The 21,657-nt window shown below is 66.4% G+C and carries 20 protein-coding genes and 1 tRNA gene; 8 read left to right on the top strand and 13 right to left on the bottom strand.

What is annotated here, in order from left to right; translation table 11 throughout:
- Nucleotides 1–3 precede the first annotated feature (3 nt).
- The 4 genes from MMF98_RS18500 to MMF98_RS18485 all read left to right on the top strand — a co-directional run bounded on the left by MMF98_RS18500 (nucleotide 4) and on the right by MMF98_RS18485 (nucleotide 2,605).
- Complete coding sequence (locus tag MMF98_RS18500; protein ID WP_243308354.1) at nucleotides 4–465, top strand: GlcG/HbpS family heme-binding protein; 462 nt, start codon at nucleotides 4–6, stop codon at nucleotides 463–465.
- Nucleotides 466–472: 7 nt separating this feature from the next.
- Nucleotides 473–1,294 carry a hypothetical protein gene (locus MMF98_RS18495; RefSeq protein ID WP_243308353.1) on the top strand — a complete coding sequence of 274 codons (822 nt, stop codon included), beginning with the start codon at nucleotides 473–475 and terminating at the stop codon, nucleotides 1,292–1,294.
- Between the two features lie 62 nt (nucleotides 1,295–1,356).
- A complete protein-coding gene (locus MMF98_RS18490) occupies nucleotides 1,357–1,944 on the top strand; it encodes a YceI family protein (RefSeq protein ID WP_243308352.1) in 588 nt (195 codons plus the stop codon).
- Between the two features lie 241 nt (nucleotides 1,945–2,185).
- Nucleotides 2,186–2,605: a VOC family protein gene (locus MMF98_RS18485; RefSeq protein WP_243308351.1), complete on the top strand. Its 420-nt coding sequence runs from the start codon at nucleotides 2,186–2,188 to the stop codon at nucleotides 2,603–2,605.
- 421 nt (nucleotides 2,606–3,026) lie between these two features.
- Here MMF98_RS18485 and MMF98_RS18480 read toward each other — a convergent pair whose 3' ends face one another.
- Genes MMF98_RS18480 through hpaH form a run of 7 tightly spaced genes read right to left on the bottom strand, consistent with a single transcriptional unit; the run spans nucleotide 3,027 to nucleotide 10,444 of the window.
- Complete coding sequence (locus tag MMF98_RS18480) at nucleotides 3,027–4,013, bottom strand: 2-dehydropantoate 2-reductase (RefSeq protein WP_243308350.1); 987 nt, start codon at nucleotides 4,011–4,013, stop codon at nucleotides 3,027–3,029.
- On the bottom strand, nucleotides 4,010–4,960 hold the full coding sequence (locus MMF98_RS18475; protein ID WP_243308345.1) for a fumarylacetoacetate hydrolase family protein: 951 nt from the start codon (nucleotides 4,958–4,960) through the stop codon (nucleotides 4,010–4,012). The genes MMF98_RS18480 and MMF98_RS18475 overlap by 4 nt, the downstream gene beginning before the upstream one ends.
- 12 nt (nucleotides 4,961–4,972) lie before the next feature.
- Nucleotides 4,973–5,902 carry a DODA-type extradiol aromatic ring-opening family dioxygenase gene (locus tag MMF98_RS18470; RefSeq protein WP_243308343.1) on the bottom strand — a complete coding sequence of 310 codons (930 nt, stop codon included), beginning with the start codon at nucleotides 5,900–5,902 and terminating at the stop codon, nucleotides 4,973–4,975.
- Between the two features lie 20 nt (nucleotides 5,903–5,922).
- Entirely contained in the window at nucleotides 5,923–7,398 is a 1,476-nt protein-coding gene (locus MMF98_RS18465; protein ID WP_243308342.1) for an aldehyde dehydrogenase, read from the bottom strand.
- The gene (locus MMF98_RS18460; protein ID WP_243308341.1) at nucleotides 7,395–8,828 is read right to left on the bottom strand and encodes an FAD-binding oxidoreductase; all 1,434 of its coding nucleotides are present in this window, start codon (nucleotides 8,826–8,828) and stop codon (nucleotides 7,395–7,397) included. Before MMF98_RS18460 ends, MMF98_RS18465 begins: the two co-directional genes overlap by 4 nt.
- A 2-nt stretch (nucleotides 8,829–8,830) precedes the next feature.
- Nucleotides 8,831–9,631, bottom strand: a complete 801-nt coding sequence (gene hpaI / locus MMF98_RS18455) for a 4-hydroxy-2-oxoheptanedioate aldolase (RefSeq protein WP_243308340.1) — start codon at nucleotides 9,629–9,631, stop codon at nucleotides 8,831–8,833.
- A 9-nt stretch (nucleotides 9,632–9,640) separates the two neighbouring features.
- Nucleotides 9,641–10,444, bottom strand: a complete 804-nt coding sequence (gene hpaH, locus MMF98_RS18450) for a 2-oxo-hept-4-ene-1,7-dioate hydratase (protein WP_243308339.1) — start codon at nucleotides 10,442–10,444, stop codon at nucleotides 9,641–9,643.
- 108 nt (nucleotides 10,445–10,552) lie between these two features.
- Here hpaH and MMF98_RS18445 point away from each other — a divergent pair, with 108 nt between their 5' ends.
- A complete protein-coding gene (locus MMF98_RS18445; protein WP_243308338.1) occupies nucleotides 10,553–11,518 on the top strand; it encodes a LysR family transcriptional regulator in 966 nt (321 codons plus the stop codon).
- Nucleotides 11,519–11,739: 221 nt separating this feature from the next.
- On the opposite strand, the gene MMF98_RS18440 is transcribed toward MMF98_RS18445, so the two are convergent.
- Together MMF98_RS18440 and serS are read right to left on the bottom strand one after the other, a co-directional pair.
- Nucleotides 11,740–11,830 (bottom strand) — tRNA-Ser (locus tag MMF98_RS18440).
- 21 nt (nucleotides 11,831–11,851) lie between these two features.
- On the bottom strand, nucleotides 11,852–13,150 hold the full coding sequence (gene serS / locus MMF98_RS18435; protein WP_243308337.1) for a serine--tRNA ligase: 1,299 nt from the start codon (nucleotides 13,148–13,150) through the stop codon (nucleotides 11,852–11,854).
- A gap of 82 nt (nucleotides 13,151–13,232) precedes the next feature.
- Between serS and MMF98_RS18430 the strand changes: the two genes are divergently transcribed.
- Entirely contained in the window at nucleotides 13,233–13,658 is a 426-nt protein-coding gene (locus MMF98_RS18430) for a VOC family protein (RefSeq protein WP_243308336.1), read from the top strand.
- A 19-nt stretch (nucleotides 13,659–13,677) separates the two neighbouring features.
- On the opposite strand, the gene MMF98_RS18425 is transcribed toward MMF98_RS18430, so the two are convergent.
- Genes MMF98_RS18425 through MMF98_RS18415 form a run of 3 tightly spaced genes read right to left on the bottom strand, consistent with a single transcriptional unit; the run spans nucleotide 13,678 to nucleotide 16,066 of the window.
- Entirely contained in the window at nucleotides 13,678–14,616 is a 939-nt protein-coding gene (locus MMF98_RS18425; RefSeq protein ID WP_243308335.1) for a threonine/serine dehydratase, read from the bottom strand.
- A complete protein-coding gene (ispH, locus tag MMF98_RS18420; RefSeq protein WP_243308334.1) occupies nucleotides 14,613–15,623 on the bottom strand; it encodes a 4-hydroxy-3-methylbut-2-enyl diphosphate reductase in 1,011 nt (336 codons plus the stop codon). Before ispH ends, MMF98_RS18425 begins: the two co-directional genes overlap by 4 nt.
- A gap of 2 nt (nucleotides 15,624–15,625) precedes the next feature.
- Nucleotides 15,626–16,066 (bottom strand): FKBP-type peptidyl-prolyl cis-trans isomerase, encoded by a 441-nt coding sequence (locus MMF98_RS18415; RefSeq protein WP_243308333.1) that lies wholly within the window; start codon nucleotides 16,064–16,066, stop codon nucleotides 15,626–15,628.
- A gap of 56 nt (nucleotides 16,067–16,122) precedes the next feature.
- Between MMF98_RS18415 and radC the strand changes: the two genes are divergently transcribed.
- Together radC and MMF98_RS18405 are read left to right on the top strand one after the other, a co-directional pair.
- A complete protein-coding gene (gene radC / locus MMF98_RS18410; RefSeq protein WP_243308332.1) occupies nucleotides 16,123–16,800 on the top strand; it encodes a RadC family protein in 678 nt (225 codons plus the stop codon).
- Nucleotides 16,797–17,462: a Smr/MutS family protein gene (locus tag MMF98_RS18405; RefSeq protein ID WP_243308331.1), complete on the top strand. Its 666-nt coding sequence runs from the start codon at nucleotides 16,797–16,799 to the stop codon at nucleotides 17,460–17,462. The genes radC and MMF98_RS18405 overlap by 4 nt, the downstream gene beginning before the upstream one ends.
- A 25-nt stretch (nucleotides 17,463–17,487) precedes the next feature.
- On the opposite strand, the gene MMF98_RS18400 is transcribed toward MMF98_RS18405, so the two are convergent.
- Nucleotides 17,488–21,585: a PilC/PilY family type IV pilus protein gene (locus tag MMF98_RS18400; protein WP_243308330.1), complete on the bottom strand. Its 4,098-nt coding sequence runs from the start codon at nucleotides 21,583–21,585 to the stop codon at nucleotides 17,488–17,490.
- Between the last annotated feature and the right edge of the window lie 72 nt (nucleotides 21,586–21,657).

Raw genomic sequence — 21,657 nt, 5'->3', positions numbered from 1 at the left:
TCCATGTCCAGCGAAAACATTCCGGAGATTGCCGTGTCCAGCCTCAGCCTTTCATCCGCCGCAACGATCGTCGACGCCGCTTTGGTGCTCGGCCGTCGCTCGAACTTCAAGCCGCTCACCGTCGCCGTGCTGGACGCGGGCGGGCACTTGGTCGCGTTCAAGCGCGAAGATGCTTCCGGGATCTTGCGCCCGCAGATTGCTGTCGGCAAGGCATGGGGCGCTCTGGGAATGAGGCTGGGCGGCCGTGTGCTGGCCCAGCGCGCGGAAGCCCACCCTGGGTTCTACAACGCACTGAATGCCGTCTCCGAAGGCCGCATGGTCCCGGTGCCCGGCGGCGTCCTGGTGCGCGGCACCGACAACGCTGTCATCGGCGCCGTGGGGATCAGCGGCGACATACCGGACAACGACGAGCGATGCGCCATTGCGGGTATTGAACAGGCCGGCCTGATCGCCGACGCGGGCTGACGGCGGCATGAACGAACTGCTCGACCATCCCGCCATACAGGCGGGTGTCGCCCCTTTCCTCGCAGCGTTGGCAGTCGCCTGGCCGTTGTCCCGGACGCGTTTTCTCGGGCTGGCCACCGGCGCTGCCTTTACCCTCGCCGTCGCGCTGACGATCGGTTTCTCATTCACGGCATCAACCTCCCTCCAGAAGCTGATCACGATTGAGATGCTGCTGATTGCGTTGATCGTTCCGCTGGAGTTGCTGGCGGCGCGTATCGCCCCGGGGAGGCTGCGCATGGGGCTCGCCGGTGCGGCAGGCCTGTCTGCCATATGGGTTGCATGGCGTGTGCTGCAACAGCAAGAGCTCGCCACGGCGCTGCTTGCTGGAGCCGCGGCCGCGCTTTTCGTGGCAGCGCTGGCCTATACCGCCGTCGCTTCGGAAGAAGACGCGGCGCCCGCATCGGCTTCAGCCTTGGTCCTCGGTCTCGGCAGCGGCGCCCTGGCGCTCGCGGGCGCTTCCGCACTGCTGGCTCAACTGGGCATCGCCACCGCGGCGGGTGCGGGAGCCGCCTGGCTTGTGCTGGCCCTCAAGCCCAAAAGCGCCCCCACCGGCCACACCCTGGCGCTGCCCGCCCATGTGGCCGCGGGCCTGGTGGGCACGCTGGCCGTTGCAACAGGCTCGCTTCCCTGGTACGGCCTCCTGCCGATGCTGGCCGTTCCGGCTTGCGCACGCATCAAGACCATGCCAGGCCGCGCCTTCTGGCTGCGCAGCTTCGTTGCCACCGCAACGGCATCCATTCCCATGCTGCTCGCTGTGTTCATCTCGCTGTGGACCGCGCGAGCCTCCTGAGGCTGCCCACCTCAGCCTGGCGGCTCATTCCCCTTCACTTCAGATTGCAAAGGATTCTCACCATGCTGCGCTCTTCACTCGCACTTTCAGCCGTTTTCCTGGCGTCCACCGCCAGCGCGGCGCCGCAGAACTATGCCATCGACGCCCTGCATTCGTTTCCGAGCTTCGCGGTCAACCACCTCGGCATGTCGACGATCCAGGGCCGTTTTGACAAGATGACCGGGCGCATCGTGCTCGACGAGGCGGCGAAATCGGGCTCGCTGGACGTCAGGATCGCGACGGCATCCGTTTCGTCGGGCGACGCCCGGCGCAGCGACGGAACACGCTCGCGCGATGAGCATTTGCGCGGGTCCGACTTTTTCAACAGCGCCGAATTCCCCGAGATGAGCTACAAGTCGACCCGCTTCGTTTTCAAGGGCGACGCCGTTGAAAGCATCGACGGAAACCTGACGTTGCTGGGGGTGACTCGCCCGCTCAAGCTCTCCGTCACGGCATTCAAATGCGGCCCTCATCCCTTCACCAAGAAACCCATGTGCGGCGCTGACGCCGTGGGTACTTTGAAACGCACGGATTTCGGCATGAAATTCGGCGTGCCGGCCATCGCCGATGAAGTCAGGTTATCGATCAACGTCGAAGCCTATCCGGAGTAAGGCGCTTGCCGTGAGCCCTTGCGCTGCGCAGGTGCAGCGGCGCATCGACTGCCCCTGTCTCAGGCTTCCGTACCGTTCGTCCCTGCAAGGGTCGTGCAAGCCGAGGGGCACAGCCGCCAAGAGACGCGGGTTCACTGAAGGCCTGGGGCATGGCCCCGGGTCACCGTGTCGATTCAGGCTATGGTCGTTCGTCGTACTGGTGAAGCGTCCACGCTCAGGACGCCGCCACCAAGGAAACGCCATGACCAAGATGATTTTCGTCAGCCTCCCAGTCACCGACCTTCAAGCCTCGATCGCCTTCTACAAGGCGCTGGGATTCCAGCAAAACCCGCAATTCAGCGACGACACCGCCGCCTGCATGGTGTGGAGCGAGGCGATCTACGCGATGCTGCTCACGCACGCCAAGTGGCGCACGTTCACGGATCGGCCGCTCCCGCCGCACGGGTCCACCGGTGTGATGCTTTCGCTGGCCTTGGACAGCCGCGACGCCGTGGATGCGATGAACAATGCCGCTGCGGCCCACGGGGGGCAGGCCGACGTGAACCCTGTGCAGGAGCTGGGCTTCATGTACGGCCGTGACCTCGCTGACCGCGACGGAAACCTGTGGGGAGCCTTTTGGATGGACCCGGCAGCGATGCCGGCCTCTGACCGGCAGAGCTGAAGTACCGCCCAGCACAGCGTCAGCCCGGTTGCATGGGGGCCAAGCCAGATCTAGCGGATCTCGAACCGATACTGCGCATTTTGGCCCGCCTGACGCTCGTGCCACGACCATGCCTGACCAAGCTTCGATGGCATGTCGTCCACATAGTTGGCTTGGGCGTCCCCTTGCACACGACGATCGAGGGTACTGCATTGCTGCCATGCACGAGGCTTGTACGCATCCACAATGGACCGAACCTGGGTACGGTCATTGGATTCCGGGAATTCCGCCGGGCCAGGGACTGCGACGAAAACCCAACAGTTCGAATGGTTGGTGTCGCCCTTTCTGTATTCCTCTATATTCCATTGGCACTTGATACAGGAACGTCAAGGCAGCTTGCCGCGTCGTACCGTCTCTGCTGTCTTCACCGCAGAGCTGGCTATCAATCTTCCTTTGGGTAAAGGCCGCGCACGCGCGCGAAAAGTCGGGCAAGACCGAATAGCACGTCGGTGTGTGGTGTGGCGATATCCAGCCGCTGCCCGATCTCGCGCACCACGCCGACGATGGCGTCCAGCTCGATGGGGCGGCCTGCCTCGGTGTCCTGAAGCATGGACGTTTTGAAGGCGCCTAGCTTGGCGGTGATCGCATGGCGGGCTTCCGCATCCTGCTCGATGGAGCAGCCGATGCGCGCGCCTATCGCCTGGGCTTCGGCCATCGCCGCGGAGCAAAGGCCCCGCACCAGCGGGTCGGCCAGGACGCGGTCGGCCGTGGCGCCGGTGATGGCACTCACCGGGTTCATGGTCATGTTGCCCCACAGCTTGTACCAGATGTCATAGCGCACATCGGCCGAGTGCGTGGCGTCGAAACCCGCACCTGAGAGCAGGTTCACGACGCGCTGCGCCCGTTCGCTTCTGCCGCCGCTGGCTTCGCCCACGATCAGGCCCTGGCCCATTTTGTGTTGTACCAGGCCGGGCTCGGGCGTCGAGGTGCTGGCATGCACCACGCAACCCAGCACCTGCCCAAAAGGGATGGCTATTTCGATCTCGGCTCCGGGGTCCACGCTCTGCAGCGCGCCGCCGGGAAAGCCCGCCACGCCATGGCAGAACCACCAGGGCACACCGTTCATGGCTGGCAGCACCAGCGTGTTCGGACCGATCAGCGGGGCAATGCCGCGCGCGACCGAAGTGAGAGCCGCCCCTTTGACTGCGATGACAACAAGGTCCTGCGGGCCTAGCGCGGCCGCGTCGTCGCTCGCGTTCGCGGGCGCTTGCACCAGCCCGGCCGCCGTGTTCATGCGCCAGCCGTGCCGGCGCAACGCCTCCAGCGTGGCGCCGCGCGCCACCGCACTGACCTCGGCCTGCCCGGCCGCTGCGAGGCGGGTGCCGATGAATCCACCGATCGCACCGGCGCCGACGATGCAGACCTTCATTGATGCGCCTCTTTCGCAAGGCGCAGCGCCTCCTTGAAATGTTCTGGTACCCGCTCATCGAAGCCGAGCGCCACGCGGCGCACCTCGGGCGAGTCGGTGGGTTGGTGACCCACGCCCAGCGCGCTCGCGCGCGGCGCGGGGATCGCGGTCACGGTCCCGCCGATGCGGCCAATGCCGGTGATTTCGCATTCGACCAGTTGACCCGGATCGACCGAGCGCGAGTGGCAAGGCGTGCCCATCAGGATGACGTCGCCCGCTTCCAGCGTGATGTGGCGCGCGATGTCGGCGATGACGTAGTGCGGCCCCCAGACCGTCTCCTCGCCGATGTGCGCCTCCTGCACGATGTGGCCATTGACGAAGGTGCGCAGCGTCTGCTCGAACAGGTTCACGCCGCGCACGATCCCCGGCCCGATGGGCAGCAGCGTGTCCGCACCCTTCACGCGCAGCATGGAGCCCTGGTCGGTGTCGCGAAAATCCTGCAGACCCATATCAAGCGCGGGGCAGAAACCCTCGATGAAGTCCCACGCTTCATCCGGGGTCACATTGCGGCAGGTGCGCGAGATGACCACCGCATACTCACCTTCGTAGTTGAGGTACTTGCAATCGGCCGGCTTGAGGATCTGGCCGCGATGCCCATTCAACGAAGTCGGTGGCTTGGTGAAGTAGGTCGGCGTCTCCGTCGGCCGGGGTTTGTTGCGCGTCTCCAGGCTGCGCGAGCTGTACGAGATGTGCACGGCAATGATCTTGCTCGGACTCACCGGAGGCAGATGGGGCAGGGTATCCGGGTCCACCCGCCGGCCGTCGTCGAGCCGCAGGCAACCTGCCTCGGCGCCCTCATCGATCATCGTGCCCCAGAAGGCGCTGCCGCCGACCAGCACACGGCGGCGCTCCATGCGGGGCCCGCGCATGACGGCGGGCAATTCTTTGAGCGGAAAGTCAAACTTCATGGGTGATCCGGGTTATGCCGTGACGATGGGGGTGTACTCGCTGAGGCCGCGAGCATCCTGCGTGTCGAGGTGTGGCTGCGTTTCGAACCACACATGGATGTTGCCCGTGCCGCGGGCGTTTTCGTAGTCGGAGAGCGTCTCGCCCTTGAAGCGGCAGGCCGTGCCGCCCAGCGCGCCCAGCATCTGCAGGTAGTGCGCGCCGAAGGCTTCCCAGGGCTTGCGCCGGTAGTCCTCATCCCAACGTTCGAGGATCAGGTCATGCCGGCCCTCCTTCATCAGTGCGATGGCCTGCTTGTCGCTCTCGATGTTCTCTGGCCGCGACACATTGCTCTCGTGGTAGATGCGCGGGTTCCTGGGTTTCCAGTCGATGCCGTTGAACTTGTGGCTCAGCGCACCGGAAGCCAACAGCAGCACGCGCAGGTCGCTGCGCCGGATCGCCTCGCCGATCGCCTCACCCGATGGGAGGAACTGCTCCCAGTCGCAGTTCTGGCACGAACTGACGGCGACCACCGGCAAGTCCATGGTTTCCAGCCGAAGCTGCTTGACCAGGTTGATGGTGGGGTAGTGGCGTCCCAACTCCGGATGCCGGATGGCGCGGTTGTAGCCGCCCCGCTCGCGCGACACGGCCTCGATGGCCAGCGCCAGCTCGGGGTGGCCGCGGTAGTCGTAGGGCACGCCGTGCAGGTACCACGGCATTTCGTCCGAGATGTAGGTTCCGCTGTAGCGCTCACCCGCGTCCACCAGGTGGTAGCCGGTGGTGAACCAGTGCGAATCGAAGATCATCACGACATCCGGTTTCACCGCTTCGATTTTCTTGCGCAATCGGCCGTAGCCGGCAATGAGATCCGAATCCGCCCCCGCGCCCATGTAGACGCGAAACTCCTCGCATTGCATCAGGCCGGGGTGGTGCGACACGATGGCCGCGCCGACGATTTTTCCCATGGTGGCTCCTCTCTTGAAATCTAGCGGTGGCTGAAACTGGCGCGGAAGGGCTTCTTCGGAACGACCACATCCTTCACGTCGCAGAAGAACTCGAAGCTCCAGTCGCCGCCCTCGCGCCCGACGCCCGATCGCTTGATGCCGCCGAAGGGGGCGGCCAGATCGCGGATGCCGAAGCTGTTGACCCAGATGAAGCCGGTGCGCACCCGCTGCGCGACCTCGGTGGCGTGCCGGGTTTCGCCGTAGCACACGCCGCCCAGGCCGTAGTCCGTACCGTTGGCCATCTGCACGGCCTGCTCGTCGTCCGAGAAGGTCTGCAGCGTGAGCACGGGCCCGAAAACCTCGTTCTGCACGATCTCGTCGTCCTGCTCCAGGTGGGTCACCATGGTTGGTTGGATGTACTGTGCGCCGTAGGCATGCCTTGCGCCGCCCCACAGGACTTGCGCGCCATCCGCTTTCGCGCGATCGATGAACCCCATCACCCGGTCCACCTGGCGCGGATGGATGATTGGGCCGACTTCGGTGGCCTCGTCGCGTGGGTCGCCTACATTCAGTTTCTCGACATAGCCGCGCATGGCGGCGATGAACTTCTCCGCAACCTTCTCGTGCACCAGGAAGCGCGTACCCGCCAGGCAGACCTGGCCGGCGTTGCGGTACATCAGCGCACCGGTGGCCGCAGCGTTGTCCAGGTCGGCGTCTTCCAGCACGATGAACGGGCTCTTGCCGCCCAGCTCCAGGCTGCACGGAACGAGGTTGGCGCCCGCGGCCTGCGCAATCCACTTCGCGGTGGTCACGCTGCCGGTGAACGATACCCGAGCGATGCGCGGGTCGCTCACCAACTTGGCTCCGGTATTCGCGCCCGAACCCTGGACCACGTTGAACACGCCGGGCGGCAGCCCGGCCGCGTGCGCGGCATCGGCCAACAGCGAGCAGGTGAGCGGCGCCCACTCGGGCGGCTTCAGGATGCAGGTGTTGCCCGCCGCCAGCGCCGGGCCCAGCTTCCATGTGGACAGCATCAACGGCGCGTTCCAGGGCGTGATGACAACGACCACGCCGGCGGCGTCGTGCCTCACGATGTGGTGCGCCTGGTCGGTATCCATCGGCCGGTCCTGCAGCGTGAGGGCGTGCTGCGCGAACCACGTGATGTTGAGCATCGCGCGCGGTACCACACCATGGCGCATGCGCGAGAGCAGTACGCCGGCATCTGTGCTCTCCAGCGCGCAGAAGGCATCGGCGCGCTTGCCGATCTCTTGCGCGAAGCGGTCGAGATAGGGCTTGCGCTCAGCCGCAGTCATCGCGCTCCAGGCTGGAAAGGCCTGCAGCGCGGCGCGGATCGCGGCGTCCACATGTTCTGCAGTGCCTTCGGCGATACGGCCCAGCGGCTTCTGGTCGATCGGAGAGAACAGGTCGAAGGTTTCGGCAGAGGCGACCCTGAGGCCGCCAATGTAATGGTCCGGTGAAACAGCAACGTCGACAACGTCAAGCAAGGGTGAGTTCATAGTCTTTCCATCGAATCATTGACAAGTACCTTGCCGGGATTCATCAGTCCTTTGGGATCGAGCGCGGCCTTGACCGCGCGCATCAGGCGCAACTCCACCGGGCTCTTGTAGCGCGCGGCTTCGTCGCGGCGCAGCACGCCCAGTCCGTGCTCGGCGGAGATCGAGCCGTTGAAAGCAGCGACCGCGTCGTGCACCAGGCGATTGAGCGGCGCTTCGAGCGCCGCGAATTGATCGTCGCCGCGCGAACCTTCGGCAGGCGAAACGTTGTAGTGCAGGTTGCCGTCGCCCATGTGGCCGAACACCACCAGGCGCAGCTGAGGGAACCCGTTTTCTATAGCAGCGCCGGTGCGCTCGATGAACTCGGGGATGCGCGCGATCGGCAGCGAGATGTCGTGCTTGATGGTCTTGCCTTCGGCGCCCTGCGATTCCGAGATGTCCTCGCGCAGCGCCCACAGCGCCTTGAACTGCGCGCCGCTGGCGGACAGCGCGGCATCGGTGGCCAGATCCTGCTCCAGCGCGGATTCGAGCAGGCCTTCGATGGCCGCGGCGGCATGCGCTTCGTCCTGGCTGTCGCTCACTTCCAGCAGCACATACCAGGGTGAGACGGACTCGAGCGGGCGGCGCGCCGCCGCCACATGCTTTTCCACCAAGCGGAGGCACTGCTCGCTCATCAGCTCGAAGGCGGTGAGGCCGGAACCCAGCTGCGCCTGGGCGAGCTGCAGCAACGCGAGCGCTGCGCCGGGCGCGGGCACGGCAACGAACGCGACCACCTGCGCGGCAGGCAGCGGGAACAGCTTGAGGGTCGCAGCAGTGATGACGCCCAGCGTTCCCTCGCTGCCGATGTACAGGTCGCGCAGATCATACCCGGTGTTGTCCTTGCGCAGGCCACGCAGGCCGCCCCACATCTCGCCCTGCGGCGTGGCGACTTCCAGGCCCAGGCACAGCTCGCGCGCATTGCCGTAGCGCAGTACCTGCACACCGCCTGCGTTGGTGGCCAGGTTGCCGCCGATGGTGCAGGTACCTTGGGCGGCCAAACTCAGCGGAAACAGCCGCCCGGCTTCGCGCGCGGCGTCCTGCACCTGCTGCAGCGTGACGCCGGCTTCCGCGACCAGCGTGTTGCTGACGGGGTCGATGCTGCGGATGCGGTTCAGCCGTGCCAGCGAGAGTACGAGCGCGCGCCCGCTCGCATCGGGCGTGGCGCCGCCCGACAGGCCGGTGTTGCCGCCATGCGGAACCACCGGCACTTCGTGAACATGGCACCAGGCCAGCACCGCCGCAACGCCGGCGGCGGTGTCCGGTTGTGCCACAGCCAGCGCACGGCCAGTCCACTTGCGCCGCCAGTCCGTGAGAAAGGGTGCGGTGTCGGCCGCATCGACGAGAAGGCGGCCGGCGAACGCGGCACGCAATGTTTCGAGGTTAGGCTCGGCCATGCTCAGTACGCCGCCAAGGTTCGCGCTTCGGGCGCCGCACCGGCAAAGCGAGACGCCAGGCCGGTGGCGGCCTTGACCAGCAGGGAAGTGTCCACGCCGAGCGCGACAAAGCGCGCGCCGGCTTCGATGTAGTGGCGGGCCAGCGCCTCGTCCGCGCACAGGATGCCCGGCGCCTTGCCTGCGTGGGCGATGCGGTGCAACGCCTCCGTGATGGCGGCCTTCACTTCGGGATGCGCGGGCTGGCCGATCAAGCCCATGGAAGCCGACAGGTCGGCCGGCCCGATGAAGACGCCATCGACGCCTTCGACCGCCGCGATCTCCTCGATGCGCGCGAGCGCTTCGTGGGTCTCCACCTGCACCAGCAGGCACATTCGTTCGTTCGCTTCGTGCAGGTAGTCCGGGTAGCGCGACCAGCGCGCCGACCTCGCGATGGCGCTGCCGACGCCGCGGATGCCCTGCGGCGGATAGCGCATCGCGCGAACGAGTTGCCGCGCCTGGTCGGCCGACTCCACCATGGGCACGAGCAGTGTGGTTGCACCCAACTCCAGCACCTGCTTGATGAGCGTGTCGTCGGCCTTGGGAATGCGCACCACCGGGTGGCTTGGATACGGTGCCACCGCTTGCAGCGCCGCGAGCATGTTGCGCAAATCGTTCGGCGCATGTTCGCCGTCGATCAGCAACCAATGGAAACCGCAGCCGGCGCACAGTTCGGCGGCATAGGCGTCGGCCAGTGCCAGCCACAGGCCCAACTGCAGATCCCCGCGGGCCAGAGCGGACTTGAATGTGTTTTCGGGCGTCTTCATTGCACGGATTCAGACGAAGCGCACTGCGATGGCACCGAGCGGGCCGTAGTCGGCGTGGAAGACGTCGCCGGCGGCGCAGGCCACCGGACGCGTGAACGAGCCACCCAGCACGATCTCACCGGCAGCCAGGCCTTCATCGTGGGCTGCCAGCTTGTTGGCCAGCCAGGCCACTCCGTTGCCCGGATGGTTGAGGACCGCTGCGCCCAGCCCGGATTCCTCGATCACGCCGTTCTTGAACAGCAGCGCGCCAGCCCAACGCAAGTCAACCGCGTCCGGCTTCATCGGCCGCCCGCCCAGAACGATGGCCCCGTTGGCGGCGTTGTCGGCGATCGTGTCCAGCACCTTGCGCGGCGCCTTCGTCTCGCGGTCGGCCTGTTCGATACGCGCGTCGATCAGCTCCAGCGCCGGCGTGACATAGTCGGTGGCGTTGAGCACGTCGAACAGCGTCACGCCCGGTCCCTTCAGTGGCTTGGCGAGGATGAAAGCGAACTCCACCTCGAAGCGCGGGACGATGAAACGCGCAGCCTCCAGCTCGGCGCCGCTTTGCACCAGCATGTCGTCCAGCAGCGTGCCGTAGTCGGGCTCGGTGATCTGCGAGGCGATCTGCATCGCGCGCGAGGTGAGGCCGATCTTGTGGCCGATGACGGTGCGCCCGGCCGCGCGCTTCAGGTCCATCCAGGCGCGCTGGATGGCGTAGCTGTCCTCGATCGTCATGCCGGGATGACGCAGCGAGAACTGCCGCAGCTGCACGCCGGTGCGCTCGGACTCCTGCAGTTCGCGGGCAAGTGCGGCATGTACTTCGGGGCCGAGCATGGGGCTGTCCTTGGGAGTTCTTGGTTTCGGTCAAGTTTCACCAAAGGCCCTCTTAAGGACAAACGATCGATTCTGGCCAATTACTAAGCGGAAGTTGATAATCGCGGAATGCCGCTGACCCGAATTACCCTGCGCCAGTTCGAAGCTTTTGTTGCCGTCGCGGACATGCGTAGCTTCGCGGCAGCCAGCGAGCGGCTCGGGATGACCGCCTCTGCCGTAAGCCAATTGGTTGCCGAACTGGAATCCACCATCGGCTTTCGCGTGTTCGACCGCAGCACGCGCAAAGTCAACCTCTCCAGCGCGGGGCGCGACTTCCTGGCTTCAGCCGAGACCGTTCTGCGCCACGTGCAGCTTGCCGAGTCCGCGGCTACCGACGTCCGCAACCGCGCCGCGGGCGTGGTGCGGGTCGGCGCGCCGCTCGTTCTGGCCGGCTCGGTCCTGCCGGCGGCGATCCGGGCTTTTGGCGAGCAGCGCCCCAAGGTGGTGATTCGCATCCGCGACACCGCGGTGGACGCGCTGGCCGAATCAGTGGCAACGGGCGATGTTGACCTCGCCGTGGGGCCGGATCGTGCGCCCGGCGCCGGCGTGGCGCGCGAGATGGTCTTCGACAGTCCCTGGGTCCTTTGGTGCGCTCCCACGCATCCCCTGGCCGCCCTCAAGGTGCTGCACTGGGATCAGTTGCACGATGTGGCGCTGGTGGCGGCTGGCCGCGACCATGAGCGCAGCGTGGCACAGATGCATGTCAATGCGCCCGAAGGAGAGCGTGTGCGGCCTGTGCACGTCGTCGACAACGTGTCCACGGCCCTCGGCCTCGCTGCCGAAGGCTTGTCCGTGACGCTCGCGCCGGCCTACGTCGGTGTGCTGGCGGAACGGCTGGGCCTGGTGATGCGGCGCGTCACCAAGCCCGAGACGATTCGCCAGGTGTGCGTCTATCGCCCTACCGCTCGTGCGATGCCGCCCGCTGCTGAAGCATTCACCGAGTTCCTAGTGGACTGGCTGCGGGCGTGGCAGACCGGGGTATGGCCAGGCCGCAAGTCCGCCATTTGGCAAACAGCTCGGCCAGCGAGGTCTTGAGTTACCGATCGAGCATCGAGGTCGTCGGCATCCTCGGCTACTACGCGCTGGCAACCTGCACACTGAACGCTTTCGACATGCGGCCGGAGTGAGGTATGAACTGGAGCTTCGCTCGGATGATGAGACATAAAAAAGCCGCCTTCATCGAGGCGGCTTTTTTTGGGATGCTATGTGGTACAAAAATCAAAAACTCTTATAAGTCGTTGATTTTATTAACAGACTGGCGGAGAGATAGGGATTCGAACCCTAGATACGGTATAACCGTATACCGGATTTCGAGTCCGGCGCATTCGACCACTCTGCCATCTCTCCTGTCGAATTGCGTATTCTATATCAGGTCCGCAGCACCTCGGCGCCGCCCATGTAGTTGCGCAGCACTTCCGGCACGGTCACCGAGCCGTCCGCGTTCTGATAGTTCTCCAGAACCGCCACCAGCGTGCGTCCCACGGCCAGACCGGAACCGTTGAGCGTGTGCACCAGTTCATTCTTGCCCTGGGCGTTCTTGAAGCGGGCCTGCAGGCGCCGCGCCTGGAAGGCTTCGCAGTTGGAGACCGAGCTGATCTCGCGGTAGGTGTTCTGCGCGGGCAGCCAGACTTCCAGGTCGTAGGTCTTGGCCGCGCCAAAGCCCATGTCGCCGGTGCACAGCGCCATCACACGGTAGGGCAGGCCGAGCTTCTGCAGGATGGCCTCGGCATGCCGCGTCATGTCTTCCAATGCCTCGTAGCTCCTGTCGGGGTGGACGATCTGCACCATCTCGACCTTGTCGAACTGATGCTGGCGGATCATGCCGCGCGTGTCGCGGCCCGCGCTGCCGGCTTCGGAGCGGAAGCAGGGCGTGTGCGCCGTGAGCTTGATGGGCAGCTCGGACTCGGCCAGGACTTCGTCGCGCACGGTGTTGGTGAGCGTGACTTCCGAGGTCGGGATCAGGTAGAAGGCCTCGCCCTCGCCTTCCTGCCCGCCCTTCTTCACCGCGAACAGGTCGGCCTCGAACTTGGGCAGCTGGCCCGTACCGCGCAGGGTTTCGGGGTTGACGATGCAGGGCGTGTAGCACTCGGTGTAGCCGTGCTCCTGCGTCTGCACGTCGAGCATGAACTGCGCCAGGGCGCGGTGCAGCCGCGCCACCGGGCCGCGCATGAAGGTGAAGCGCGAGCCCGCGAGCTTGACGCCGGTTTCCGCGTCCAAGCCCAGCGGCGTGCCGATGTCCACATGGTCCTTGACCGCAAAGTCCGGGCTGCGCGGCGTGCCCCAGCGGCGCACCTCGACGTTGCCGGTTTCGTCCGCGCCCACCGGCACGCTCTCGTGCGGCAGGTTGGGTACGGCCAGCAACAGCGTCTGCAATTCGGGCTGCAATTGTTCCAGCCGTGCGGCCGAACCGTCGAGTTCGGCCTTGATCGCGCCCACCTGGGCCATCACGGCGTCGGTGGACTCGCCCTTGGCCTTGAGCTGGCCGATCTGCTTGCTCAGGGCATTGCGCTGCGCCTGCAGTTCTTCAGTCCGAGACTGGATCGTCTTGCGTTCGGCCTCGAGCGCCCTGAAGGCGTCCACGTCGAGAAAGGCCTGCGGCCGCTTGCGGGTTTCGAGCCGCGCCACGACCGAGTCCAGGTCTTTCCGTAACAAAGTGATATCAAGCATCCCCGAATTTTAAGGGGAGCGATCGCCGCGGTTTTGCCTGCGGGGGGATTCGGGTTTAGCATCGCCCCATCCGGAGGACACCATGCAGATCGAACCCTACCTCTTCTTCGACGGCAACTGCGAGACCGCGCTGGCGTTCTACCAGCAATGCCTGGATGGAAAGATCGTCACCCTGCACCGCTACGCCGGCTCGCCGATGGAGACGCAGCTCCCCTCGGAATGGAAGAACAAGGTGATGCACGCCACGTTCGAGGCCGGCGGCCATCGTTTCATGGCCAGCGACCGCATGCCGGGCCAGCCGTTCGCCGGCCACGCGGGGTTTTCGATGTCGGTCAACATCCCCGGCGATGCGGCGCGCGGGGAGAAGGTGTTCAAGGCGCTCGCCACCGGCGGCATGGTCACCATGCCGTTTGCCACCACGTTCTGGGGAGCGCATTTCGGCATGCTGGTCGACAAGTTCGGCCTGGGCTGGATGGTGAATTGCGAAACCGCCTCCCCCGGGCCGTGATTCCGGCCCGGCCAGCGGCTCAGGCCAGGGTGGCCGGATCGAGGTTGGCGCCGCAGACGATCAGGCAGACCTTTTCGTCGGCCCTCGGCCGGTAGCGGCCGGTCTGCAGCGCGGCCAGCGGCAGGGCCGCAGCGGGCTCGACGGCCAGCTTCATCTCCTTCCAGAGCCAGCGCTGCGCCGCGCGGATCGCCTCGTCGGACAGCAGCAGGGCGTCTTTCACATGGCGCTGCGTCACCTCCCAGGCAATGCCGCCGATGCGCCCGGCTCCCAGCGAGTCGGCGGCGACGCCGCTTACTGCCACGTCCACCGGCTGCCCGGCTTCGCGCGCCCGGTACAGCGTGGGCGCGAGCTCGGGCTCCAGCGCCACCACACGCACGCGCTGCTCGAACCAGGCCGCGATACCGGCCACCAGCCCGCCACCGCCCACGCTCACCAGCACCGAATCCGGCAAGCCGCCCTGCTGCTCGATCTCCTGCGCCAGCGTGCCGGCGCCGGCCACCACTTCGGGCTGGTCATAGGCATGGGTCAGCAGCGCCCCGGTGTCCTGCTGGCGCGCCAGGCAGGCCTGCAGCGCCTCGGCATAGGCCGCGCCCGTCACCACCACGCGCGCGCCCAGTGCGCGCAGGCGGGCCTGCTTGGCCTCGGGCGACACCACGGGCACGAACACCTCGCAGGGCACGCCCAGCGCCCGGGCGGCGGCAGCCGTGGCGATGCCGGCGTTGCCGCCCGAGGCCACGATCACGCCGCTGGCGGGAATCGGCTGCGCGCGCAGCCGGTTGAGCATGCCGCGCGCCTTGAAGCTGCCGCCCACCTGCAGATGCTCGAGCTTGAGCCAGATCTCGGCGCAGTCCAGGCCAAGCGCGGCGCCGGACAGCTTCCACAGCGGAGTTTTACGCAAAAACACGCCGAAGTCCGCGTCCAGTCGATGTAAGGCGCTATCAATTTCAGAGCGATTCAATGCAGGTGCTCCGGCGGCGGTGCCCCGTCAGCGGCGTCGAGCTTGAGCCCCTTGGGCAGCGGGAACTTGACGGTCTCCTGGATGCCGTCCATGCGGCGCACCGACACCGCGCCCAGGGCCCGCACGCGCTCGATCACCTGCTGCACCAGCACCTCGGGCGCCGAAGCGCCGGCGGTCAGGCCGACACGGGCCTTGCCTGCGAGCCACTGCGGCTGCAGCTCGGCCGCGTCGTCCACCATCCAGGCCGGCGTACCGAGCTTGGCGGCCAGCTCGCGCAGCCGGTTGCTGTTGGAGCTGGTGGGGCTGCCCACCACGATCAGCACGTCCACCTGCGGGCTCAGCAGCTTGACGGCGTCCTGCCGGTTTTGCGTGGCGTAGCAGATGTCCTGCTGCTTGGGCCGGCGGATGTCGGGAAAGCGCGCCACCACGGCCGCCGTGATTTCGGCGGCGTCGTCCACGCTCAGCGTGGTCTGCGTCACCACCGCCAGGCGCTGCGTCTGCGCCGGCTCGATGCGCGCCACGTCGGCCACGTCTTCCACCAGGTAGATGCCGCTGGACAGCTGGCCCATGGTGCCCTCGACCTCGGGATGCCCCTTGTGGCCGATCATGATGAATTCGTAGCCTTCCTTGGCGAGCTTGGCCACTTCCACATGGACCTTGGTCACCAGCGGGCAGGTGGCGTCGAAGACCTGGAAGCCGCGCACCTGCGCCTCGGCCTGCACGACCTTGCTCACCCCGTGCGCCGAGAACACCAGCGTCGCGCCCGCGGGCACGTCGGCCAGATCCTCGATGAAGATCGCGCCCTTGCCCTTGAGCGTGTTGACCACATAGGTGTTGTGCACGATTTCGTGGCGCACGTAGATCGGCGCACCGAACTTCTGCAGCGCGCGCTCGACGATCTCGATGGCCCGGTCCACGCCCGCGCAGAAGCCGCGCGGCTCGGCCAGGATGACCTCGCTGACCCCGGGGGCCAGCCCGTCGGCGCGCTTGTCGTTGGGGGCGGCCATGGCTACAGCACTCCAATCACGTGGACTTCGAACGTCACCGGCTGGCCCGCCAGCGGATGGTTGAAGTCGAACAGCACCGCGTCGGCCTTCACCTGCTGCACCGCGCCGGCATAGGAGCCCAGGCCGTCGGGCGTGGGGAACTGCACCACGTCGCCCGCCTGGTACTGCTCGTCGGGATCGCCCAGCTCGTTGAGCAGCTTGCGCGCCACCCACTGCTGCATGTCGGGGTTGCGCTCGCCATAGGCCTCGCCAGCCGGGAGGTCGAAGCGCGCACGCGCGCCCTCCTCCAGTCCCAGCAGGCGCTGCTCGACCGCCGGCGACAGCTCGCCGGTGCCCAGCGACAGCGTGGCCGGCTTGTCGTTGAAGGTATTGATGATGTCCCCGCCGGGCCCGGCCAGGCGGTAGTGCAGGGTCAGGAAGGAACCGGGTTGGATGGTGGGCATGAAAGTACCGATAAACTGGCCTCCATTGTAGAAACCCTGGTTTCCCGCGCCCGACCATGGCCCTGAAAGACCTTCCCGCCGATGCGCGCCCGCGCGAAAAACTGCTCACGCGCGGCCCCGGCGCCCTGAGCGATGCCGAGCTGCTGGCCCTGCTGCTGCGCACCGGCATGGCCGGCAAGAGCGTGCTGGCGCTGGCGCAGGAGCTGGTGGACACCTTCGGCGGCGTGGCCGGCCTGCTGCACACCAGCGCCGAGGACCTGCGAAGCATCAAGGGCCTGGGCGGCCCGGCCAAGCGCGCCGAACTGGTGGCCGTGCTCGAACTGGCACGCCGCGCGCTGGCCCAGCAGTTGCAGGAACGCGAGGTCTTCGACACGCCCCGGGCCGTGCAGCACTACCTGCAGCTGCACCTGGCGGCCAAGCCGCACGAAGTCTTCGCCGTGCTGTTCCTCGACGCGCAGAACCGGCTCATCGCGCTGGAGGAGCTGTTTCGCGGCACCCTCACGCAGACCAGCGTGTACCCGCGCGAAGTGGTACTGCGCGCCCTGCACCGCCAGGCCGCCGCCGTGGTGCTGGCCCACAACCACCCGAGCGGCACGGTGCAGCCTTCGCGCGCCGATGAAGCGCTGACGCGCACCCTCCAGGCCGCACTGGCGCTGGTGGACGTCCGGGTGCTGGACCACGTGATCGTTGCGCCCGGCCAGGCGATGTCCTTCGCCGAGCAGGGCCTGCTGTGAAGGCGCATGGCAAGGCGCCCGTCCGGGTCGCTTCGCTGGCCGAGCTCAAGCTGCTGCGGCAAACCCTCGCCGCGCAGGAAGCCCGGCAGGTGGCCGAGCTTGCGGCGCGCCGGCAGGCCGAGCGCCGCAGCCAGGCCGAAAAGAACCTGTTCTCCAAAGCAGTAGGCGCCGTCACGCCGCTGCCGGATGGCCGCCGCGCACGGCTGGCGCGCGAGCAGCCCGCGCCGATCCCGGTGCAGCGGCAGCTCGATGAGCAGCGTGTGCTGCGCGAGGCCATCAGCGACGAATTCGACGTGAGCACGCTGCTCGACACCGACGACGCGCTGAGTTTTCGCCGCCCCGGCATCGGCACCGACGTCACCGCCCGGCTGCGTCGTGGCGACTGGAGCATCCAGCGCCAGATCGACCTGCACGGCCTGCGCCGCGACGAGGCGCGCGAGGCGCTGGCCGCCTTCATCCGCGAGGCGCACCGCCAGGGCCTGCGCTGCGTGCGCGTGGTGCACGGCAAGGGCCTGGGCTCGCCCGGCAGGACGCCGGTGCTCAAAAGCATGGTGCAGGGCTGGCTGATCCAGAAAAACGAGGTGCTGGCTTTCGTGCAGGCGCGCCCCGCCGAGGGCGGGGCGGGGGCGCTGGTGGTGCTGCTCAAGCCTTCGCTTCCCTGAAAGCCGTCGCCCGGGTCTGGCGGGCTTACTGCCCCGTGATCAGTTCGCGCCAGGAAATGCGCCGCGTGCTGGTGGCCGAGGCGCTGATGGGCGCCGTCGTCGTCGCGGTCGTGCCGTCCGACAGGTTGGTGATCGCTATCACTTTGCCATTGGCCAGGCGCACCAGGGTGGCTGCGCTGGCCAGCGCGGTGCTGGTGCCATTGGACAGCAGGGTTCCCACGTTGTTGGTGCCCGAGACGGCCAGGCCGGTCTTGTAGTCCAGGTAGTTGATGTAGCTCGAGCCGCCGATGCTGCAGGCGCTGGAGGTGCTCGGGATGTTGGAGGTGAAGGCCAGCGTGCCCAGTTGGAGATCCGGATCGGTGTAGGCGCGCTCGCCGCTTTCCGGCAGGTCTTCGAACCACCCGTTCATGCTGCTGAAATCCACGCCGTAGCTCACGCTGCTAGCCGCCGTCCGAACGCCCGCGCTGTCTGTCAGGATCTGCTTGACGAAGCAGGCGGTCTTGGTCGTCGCGGTGCAGGTGCTTGAGCGCGGGCTGCCGTAGATCCCGCCGGTGGCAGTGCTGGTCGTCAGGGGGTCCTTGATCGCATAGATCGACTGCACATTGGTGTTGCTCACATCGGTCAGGCCCAGGTAGCTGCCCGTGCCGACGTACACGATGACGTTGCCGTTGTTGTTGCCCAGCTCGGGCCGGGCCGTCACGGGTTGCCGGTTGCCGCTGGCGTCGGCCAGCGTCGCCAGCAGTTGCACGGTCGCGGTGCCGCCGCTGGCGGTCAGGCTGCCGATATCGAAACGCCAGACGTTGCCATACAGGTCGCCGCCGTAGACGCGCGACGCCGTGTTGTTGCTCGTCCCGTTGTTCACATAGGCACTGATCTTCGACAGGCCGCTGGGGCAAGGCGCCGCGGTGCAGCCGGTCATGGTGCTGGAGCTTCCCACCCCGGTGTCGATCTTCTTGATGACGGCGCCGGTCTTGGCGTTGAGTACCCACAGGATGCCGTGGCCGCTACCCGGTGACACATTGTTGTAGCCCGAGGTCACCAGGACGGCCCAGGTGCCGTCGGACAGCTTGGTGATGGCGGGCGTTCCATAGGAATAGCCCAGGTCGGCGTCGGTCGTGTAGCCTGTGCCCTTGGTGGTGTCGGAAGTGAACTCCCACAGCACCTTGGGGCTGGACGGCGTGGTCACGTCCAGTGCGTAGAACCCGCGCCCCCCGGCGGCCAGGCCGCCCACGAGGATGGTGTGCCAGGCACTGTCGAAATAGACATCCCCCTGGCGCGGCGTGGCGTTCACGAAATAGACATGGTTGGCGCTGTAGTTCTTGTCCGCCAGCTTGTAGAGGCTCGGCAGCACCATCGACGGGATGTAGGCCCAGGCTTCGGCGCCCGTCGTCGCATTGAAGGCATGCAGCATCCCGTCATTGGCGCCGACATAGACCGTGCCCTGGCGCGAGGCATTGTTGCTCTTGAAGGTGGCATAGCCGGTATCGGCATAGCTGAACAGCGGTGCCTTGATGTAGACCGCCTGCGAGTCGACGATGTCGCCCAGCACATGGGTCCGCTGATAGTAGTAGGTGGAGGCATCGGGCCCTTCGTTGCTGCGGTCGCCGCGCAGGAAATTGACGAGGTTGATGCCCCCGGCGCCGGTGCTCGAACCGGCCGTCGTGCTGTCGACCTGGGCCGCGCTCGGCAGGCAGGCAGTGCCCACGGCACAAAGCTGCGAGAGGGATGAGATCGCCGAAGTTCCGATCTTGAAATACCCCTGCATCGCCGTCGTCAGCGAGGTCCACTGGAACGGGATCAGGGAGCTGGTGGTGTTGGTCGGGTCATAAGTATAGATGGCGCGCGAGGTGTAGGCCATGTTGTCGAGCAGCGGCGGCGTGTAGGTCTGGGCCGTGGCATTAGCATAGGCCGTTCCCGATTCGGACCAGTCTGCATTGGGCGACAGCGTGCCCGAGGTGGTGTCGATCGTGTAGCGCGCCAGCTCGCCATACCAGTTGACCGAGCGGAACGTGGACTTGAACACATAGTTGTCGCCGGAAGCCACGTTCGGGTTGCTGGTGGTCGCCGCGGCGGCGTTGCTGGTCGCGGCCGTGACGCTTTGCAGAAAGCTGCTCAGGCCGCTCTTCAGGTCGGCCGGATTGGCCGCGCTGTAGTAGGTGCCCCGGCCGTTGACGGCGGCGTGCCAGAGGTCATCGATCGTGGTCTGGGTGTCGCTGACCGGCGCCGGCCAGTTGCAGTTGCCCGAGGTCTGCCAGCTGCAGGTGCCGTTGCTGGCAGCCGTGGTGCTGGCCAGCGTGCCCTGCGACACGTCGTAGAAGTCACCGCTCTTGGCCGTGGCGTAGTTCGACTGGTACAGCATGTAGCCCGAGGCCCCGAGCCCGACCGTGGAGGTGTACATGCGCTGCTGCTTGTCTGCCACGTTGTTGCTGGACACATCGACGTTGTTGGCGTTGGTAGTGTTGGAGAACGCCGACGCACGGATGTCGGTCGCATAGTAGTACTCGGCCACATCAGCCAGCGTATTGGCGGTCGCGGTCCCGTCGTAGTAGGGGCGCGATTCACTGCCGTCCTGATCGCCGATGGCCGTCTTGCCGTCGATCTGGGTGACCGTGCTGGCGCTGGCGGTCTCGTTCCAGTAGCCGTCGGTCGAAACGATCGAGTAGTTTCTCTGACAGGCGTACTGCATCGGATCGGTCGCACTGACAGTGTTCACCTTGGTCAACTTGCCCGCATAGTAGCGGCCGGCGGTCGACAATGCGATGCGCAGCGGCGTGCTGTTGCCGATCTTGGCGCTGGTGAACTTGGTGTACCAGGCGGCCTTCTGCCCGCTGCTGGTGGTGGTGATGTCCGACACGTTCAGGAAATCGCTGCCGGTGTTGTTGTTGATGCTCATGTAGCCCAGCCGGTAGCTCGTGGTCAGCACCGAGAACGCGAGGCTGGCCGCCGTCTTGGTCATCTGCATGCGGGTGCGGTAGTAGGCCCACCAGTTGGCGTAGTTGGTCATCTCCTCGGCATAGGTGCAGGTGGTGCCCGCGCAATCGGTGCGGGTGCTGGCCTTGGCCGCGGTGCCGGGATAGGCATAGCTGTTGGTCGTCGACACGAGGGTGGTCAGCACATTGGAGCCCGGCGCCAGAACGCCGTTGGCGAAGGCCGCTGGCGTGATCGCCATGGAGCCGGACTTGGTCACCACCGGTGTGTAGGTGATCGCCCCCAGGGAACCCGGCGCCGTGATCGTCACGGTGCTGCCGCTGCGCGTGGCGCTGTAGCCGGCCACAGTGCAGCTCCCGGTCACGGCACTGGTGCAGGCGTTGATGCTCGTCACGATGGAGCTGGCCACCGTGCTGGCGGTGGACGAGGCCGAGGTGGCCGCCGAAAGAATCTGCGCCCCATTGACCGTGATGCCGCTGACCGCGGTCGAGCTGCTGCCGCTCAGCGTCAGTGTCGCGGAGGCACCCGCGCTGTAGCCCGGGTAGCGGGCGTAGGTGTAGGTCGTTCCGCCCGTGGGGGCCGTCTCGATGCGGCTGGCCTGGCAGCTCGACCGCAGGGCATCGCTGCACCAGCGCAGCTTGGCGGGATAGGGATAGGTGGTCGAGGCCGCCGTCTGGGTGTTGCAGGTCTTCAGGTTCAGCGCGGTGCAGTATTCGCCCGGGATGAAGGTGTAGTAGTAGGCGTTGCCGATCAGGTTCTGCGTGGTGCCCGAGCTGGACGTGGTCAGGATGTTTTCGGGCCGCTCCCCGGCTATCTGCACGCCATAGCCATCGTAGGGAACCTTGGTCCACGCCGTGCTGTTGGCCGAGGTCATGCTGTTGTAGCTGCTGCCGTCGTACTTGGTCGGGGGCGTGTAGGTCGTCGCGGGGTTGTAGTAGACGCCGTTGTAGCCGCCATTGCGCCCCAGCGTCACGTCGGTGCTGTTCGCCCAGTCGGGCAGGTAGTCCCAGCCCATGCTGCCCGAATCGTCGAGCACGTAGAAGATGTTCGGTTTCACCAGCACCGAGGTTGAGGTTTCCAGCGGTGCGCTGGCCAGGTCGGTGAGGCCCGCATGCGCCGGGCTGGCCATCGACAGCCAGGTGATGCAGCAAACACAGGCATAACAGATAGGCTTGAGTTTGAACTTGTTCGTCATGGGAAACCTCTCGAATGCATGCTGGCCTTGTTGTTCATTGCTCAGACCGGACAGGGGTGCGCCGCGTCCGGT

This window comes from Variovorax terrae, assembly GCF_022809125.1.
GTDB lineage: Bacteria > Pseudomonadota > Gammaproteobacteria > Burkholderiales > Burkholderiaceae_C > Variovorax_A > Variovorax_A terrae.
The sequence above is the reverse complement of the archived record's forward strand: the minus strand, read 5'-3'. Positions and strand labels throughout refer to the sequence as shown.

Bases quoted from the DNA above. Each gene is read 5' to 3' on its own strand.
- MMF98_RS18500 (WP_243308354.1), top strand. From the start codon at position 4: ATGTCCAGCGAAAACATTCCGGAGATTGCCGTGTCCAGCCTCAGCCTT.
- MMF98_RS18495 (WP_243308353.1), top strand. From the start codon at position 473: ATGAACGAACTGCTCGACCATCCCGCCATACAGGCGGGTGTCGCCCCT.
- MMF98_RS18490 (WP_243308352.1), top strand. From the start codon at position 1,357: ATGCTGCGCTCTTCACTCGCACTTTCAGCCGTTTTCCTGGCGTCCACC.
- MMF98_RS18485 (WP_243308351.1), top strand. From the start codon at position 2,186: ATGACCAAGATGATTTTCGTCAGCCTCCCAGTCACCGACCTTCAAGCC.
- MMF98_RS18480 (WP_243308350.1), bottom strand. From the start codon at position 4,013: ATGAAGGTCTGCATCGTCGGCGCCGGTGCGATCGGTGGATTCATCGGC.
- MMF98_RS18475 (WP_243308345.1), bottom strand. From the start codon at position 4,960: ATGAAGTTTGACTTTCCGCTCAAAGAATTGCCCGCCGTCATGCGCGGG.
- MMF98_RS18470 (WP_243308343.1), bottom strand. From the start codon at position 5,902: ATGGGAAAAATCGTCGGCGCGGCCATCGTGTCGCACCACCCCGGCCTG.
- MMF98_RS18465 (WP_243308342.1), bottom strand. From the start codon at position 7,398: ATGAACTCACCCTTGCTTGACGTTGTCGACGTTGCTGTTTCACCGGAC.
- MMF98_RS18460 (WP_243308341.1), bottom strand. From the start codon at position 8,828: ATGGCCGAGCCTAACCTCGAAACATTGCGTGCCGCGTTCGCCGGCCGC.
- hpaI (WP_243308340.1), bottom strand. From the start codon at position 9,631: ATGAAGACGCCCGAAAACACATTCAAGTCCGCTCTGGCCCGCGGGGAT.
- hpaH (WP_243308339.1), bottom strand. From the start codon at position 10,444: ATGCTCGGCCCCGAAGTACATGCCGCACTTGCCCGCGAACTGCAGGAG.
- MMF98_RS18445 (WP_243308338.1), top strand. From the start codon at position 10,553: ATGCCGCTGACCCGAATTACCCTGCGCCAGTTCGAAGCTTTTGTTGCC.
- serS (WP_243308337.1), bottom strand. From the start codon at position 13,150: ATGCTTGATATCACTTTGTTACGGAAAGACCTGGACTCGGTCGTGGCG.
- MMF98_RS18430 (WP_243308336.1), top strand. From the start codon at position 13,233: ATGCAGATCGAACCCTACCTCTTCTTCGACGGCAACTGCGAGACCGCG.
- ispH (WP_243308334.1), bottom strand. From the start codon at position 15,623: ATGGCCGCCCCCAACGACAAGCGCGCCGACGGGCTGGCCCCCGGGGTC.
- MMF98_RS18415 (WP_243308333.1), bottom strand. From the start codon at position 16,066: ATGCCCACCATCCAACCCGGTTCCTTCCTGACCCTGCACTACCGCCTG.
- radC (WP_243308332.1), top strand. From the start codon at position 16,123: ATGGCCCTGAAAGACCTTCCCGCCGATGCGCGCCCGCGCGAAAAACTG.
- MMF98_RS18400 (WP_243308330.1), bottom strand. From the start codon at position 21,585: ATGACGAACAAGTTCAAACTCAAGCCTATCTGTTATGCCTGTGTTTGC.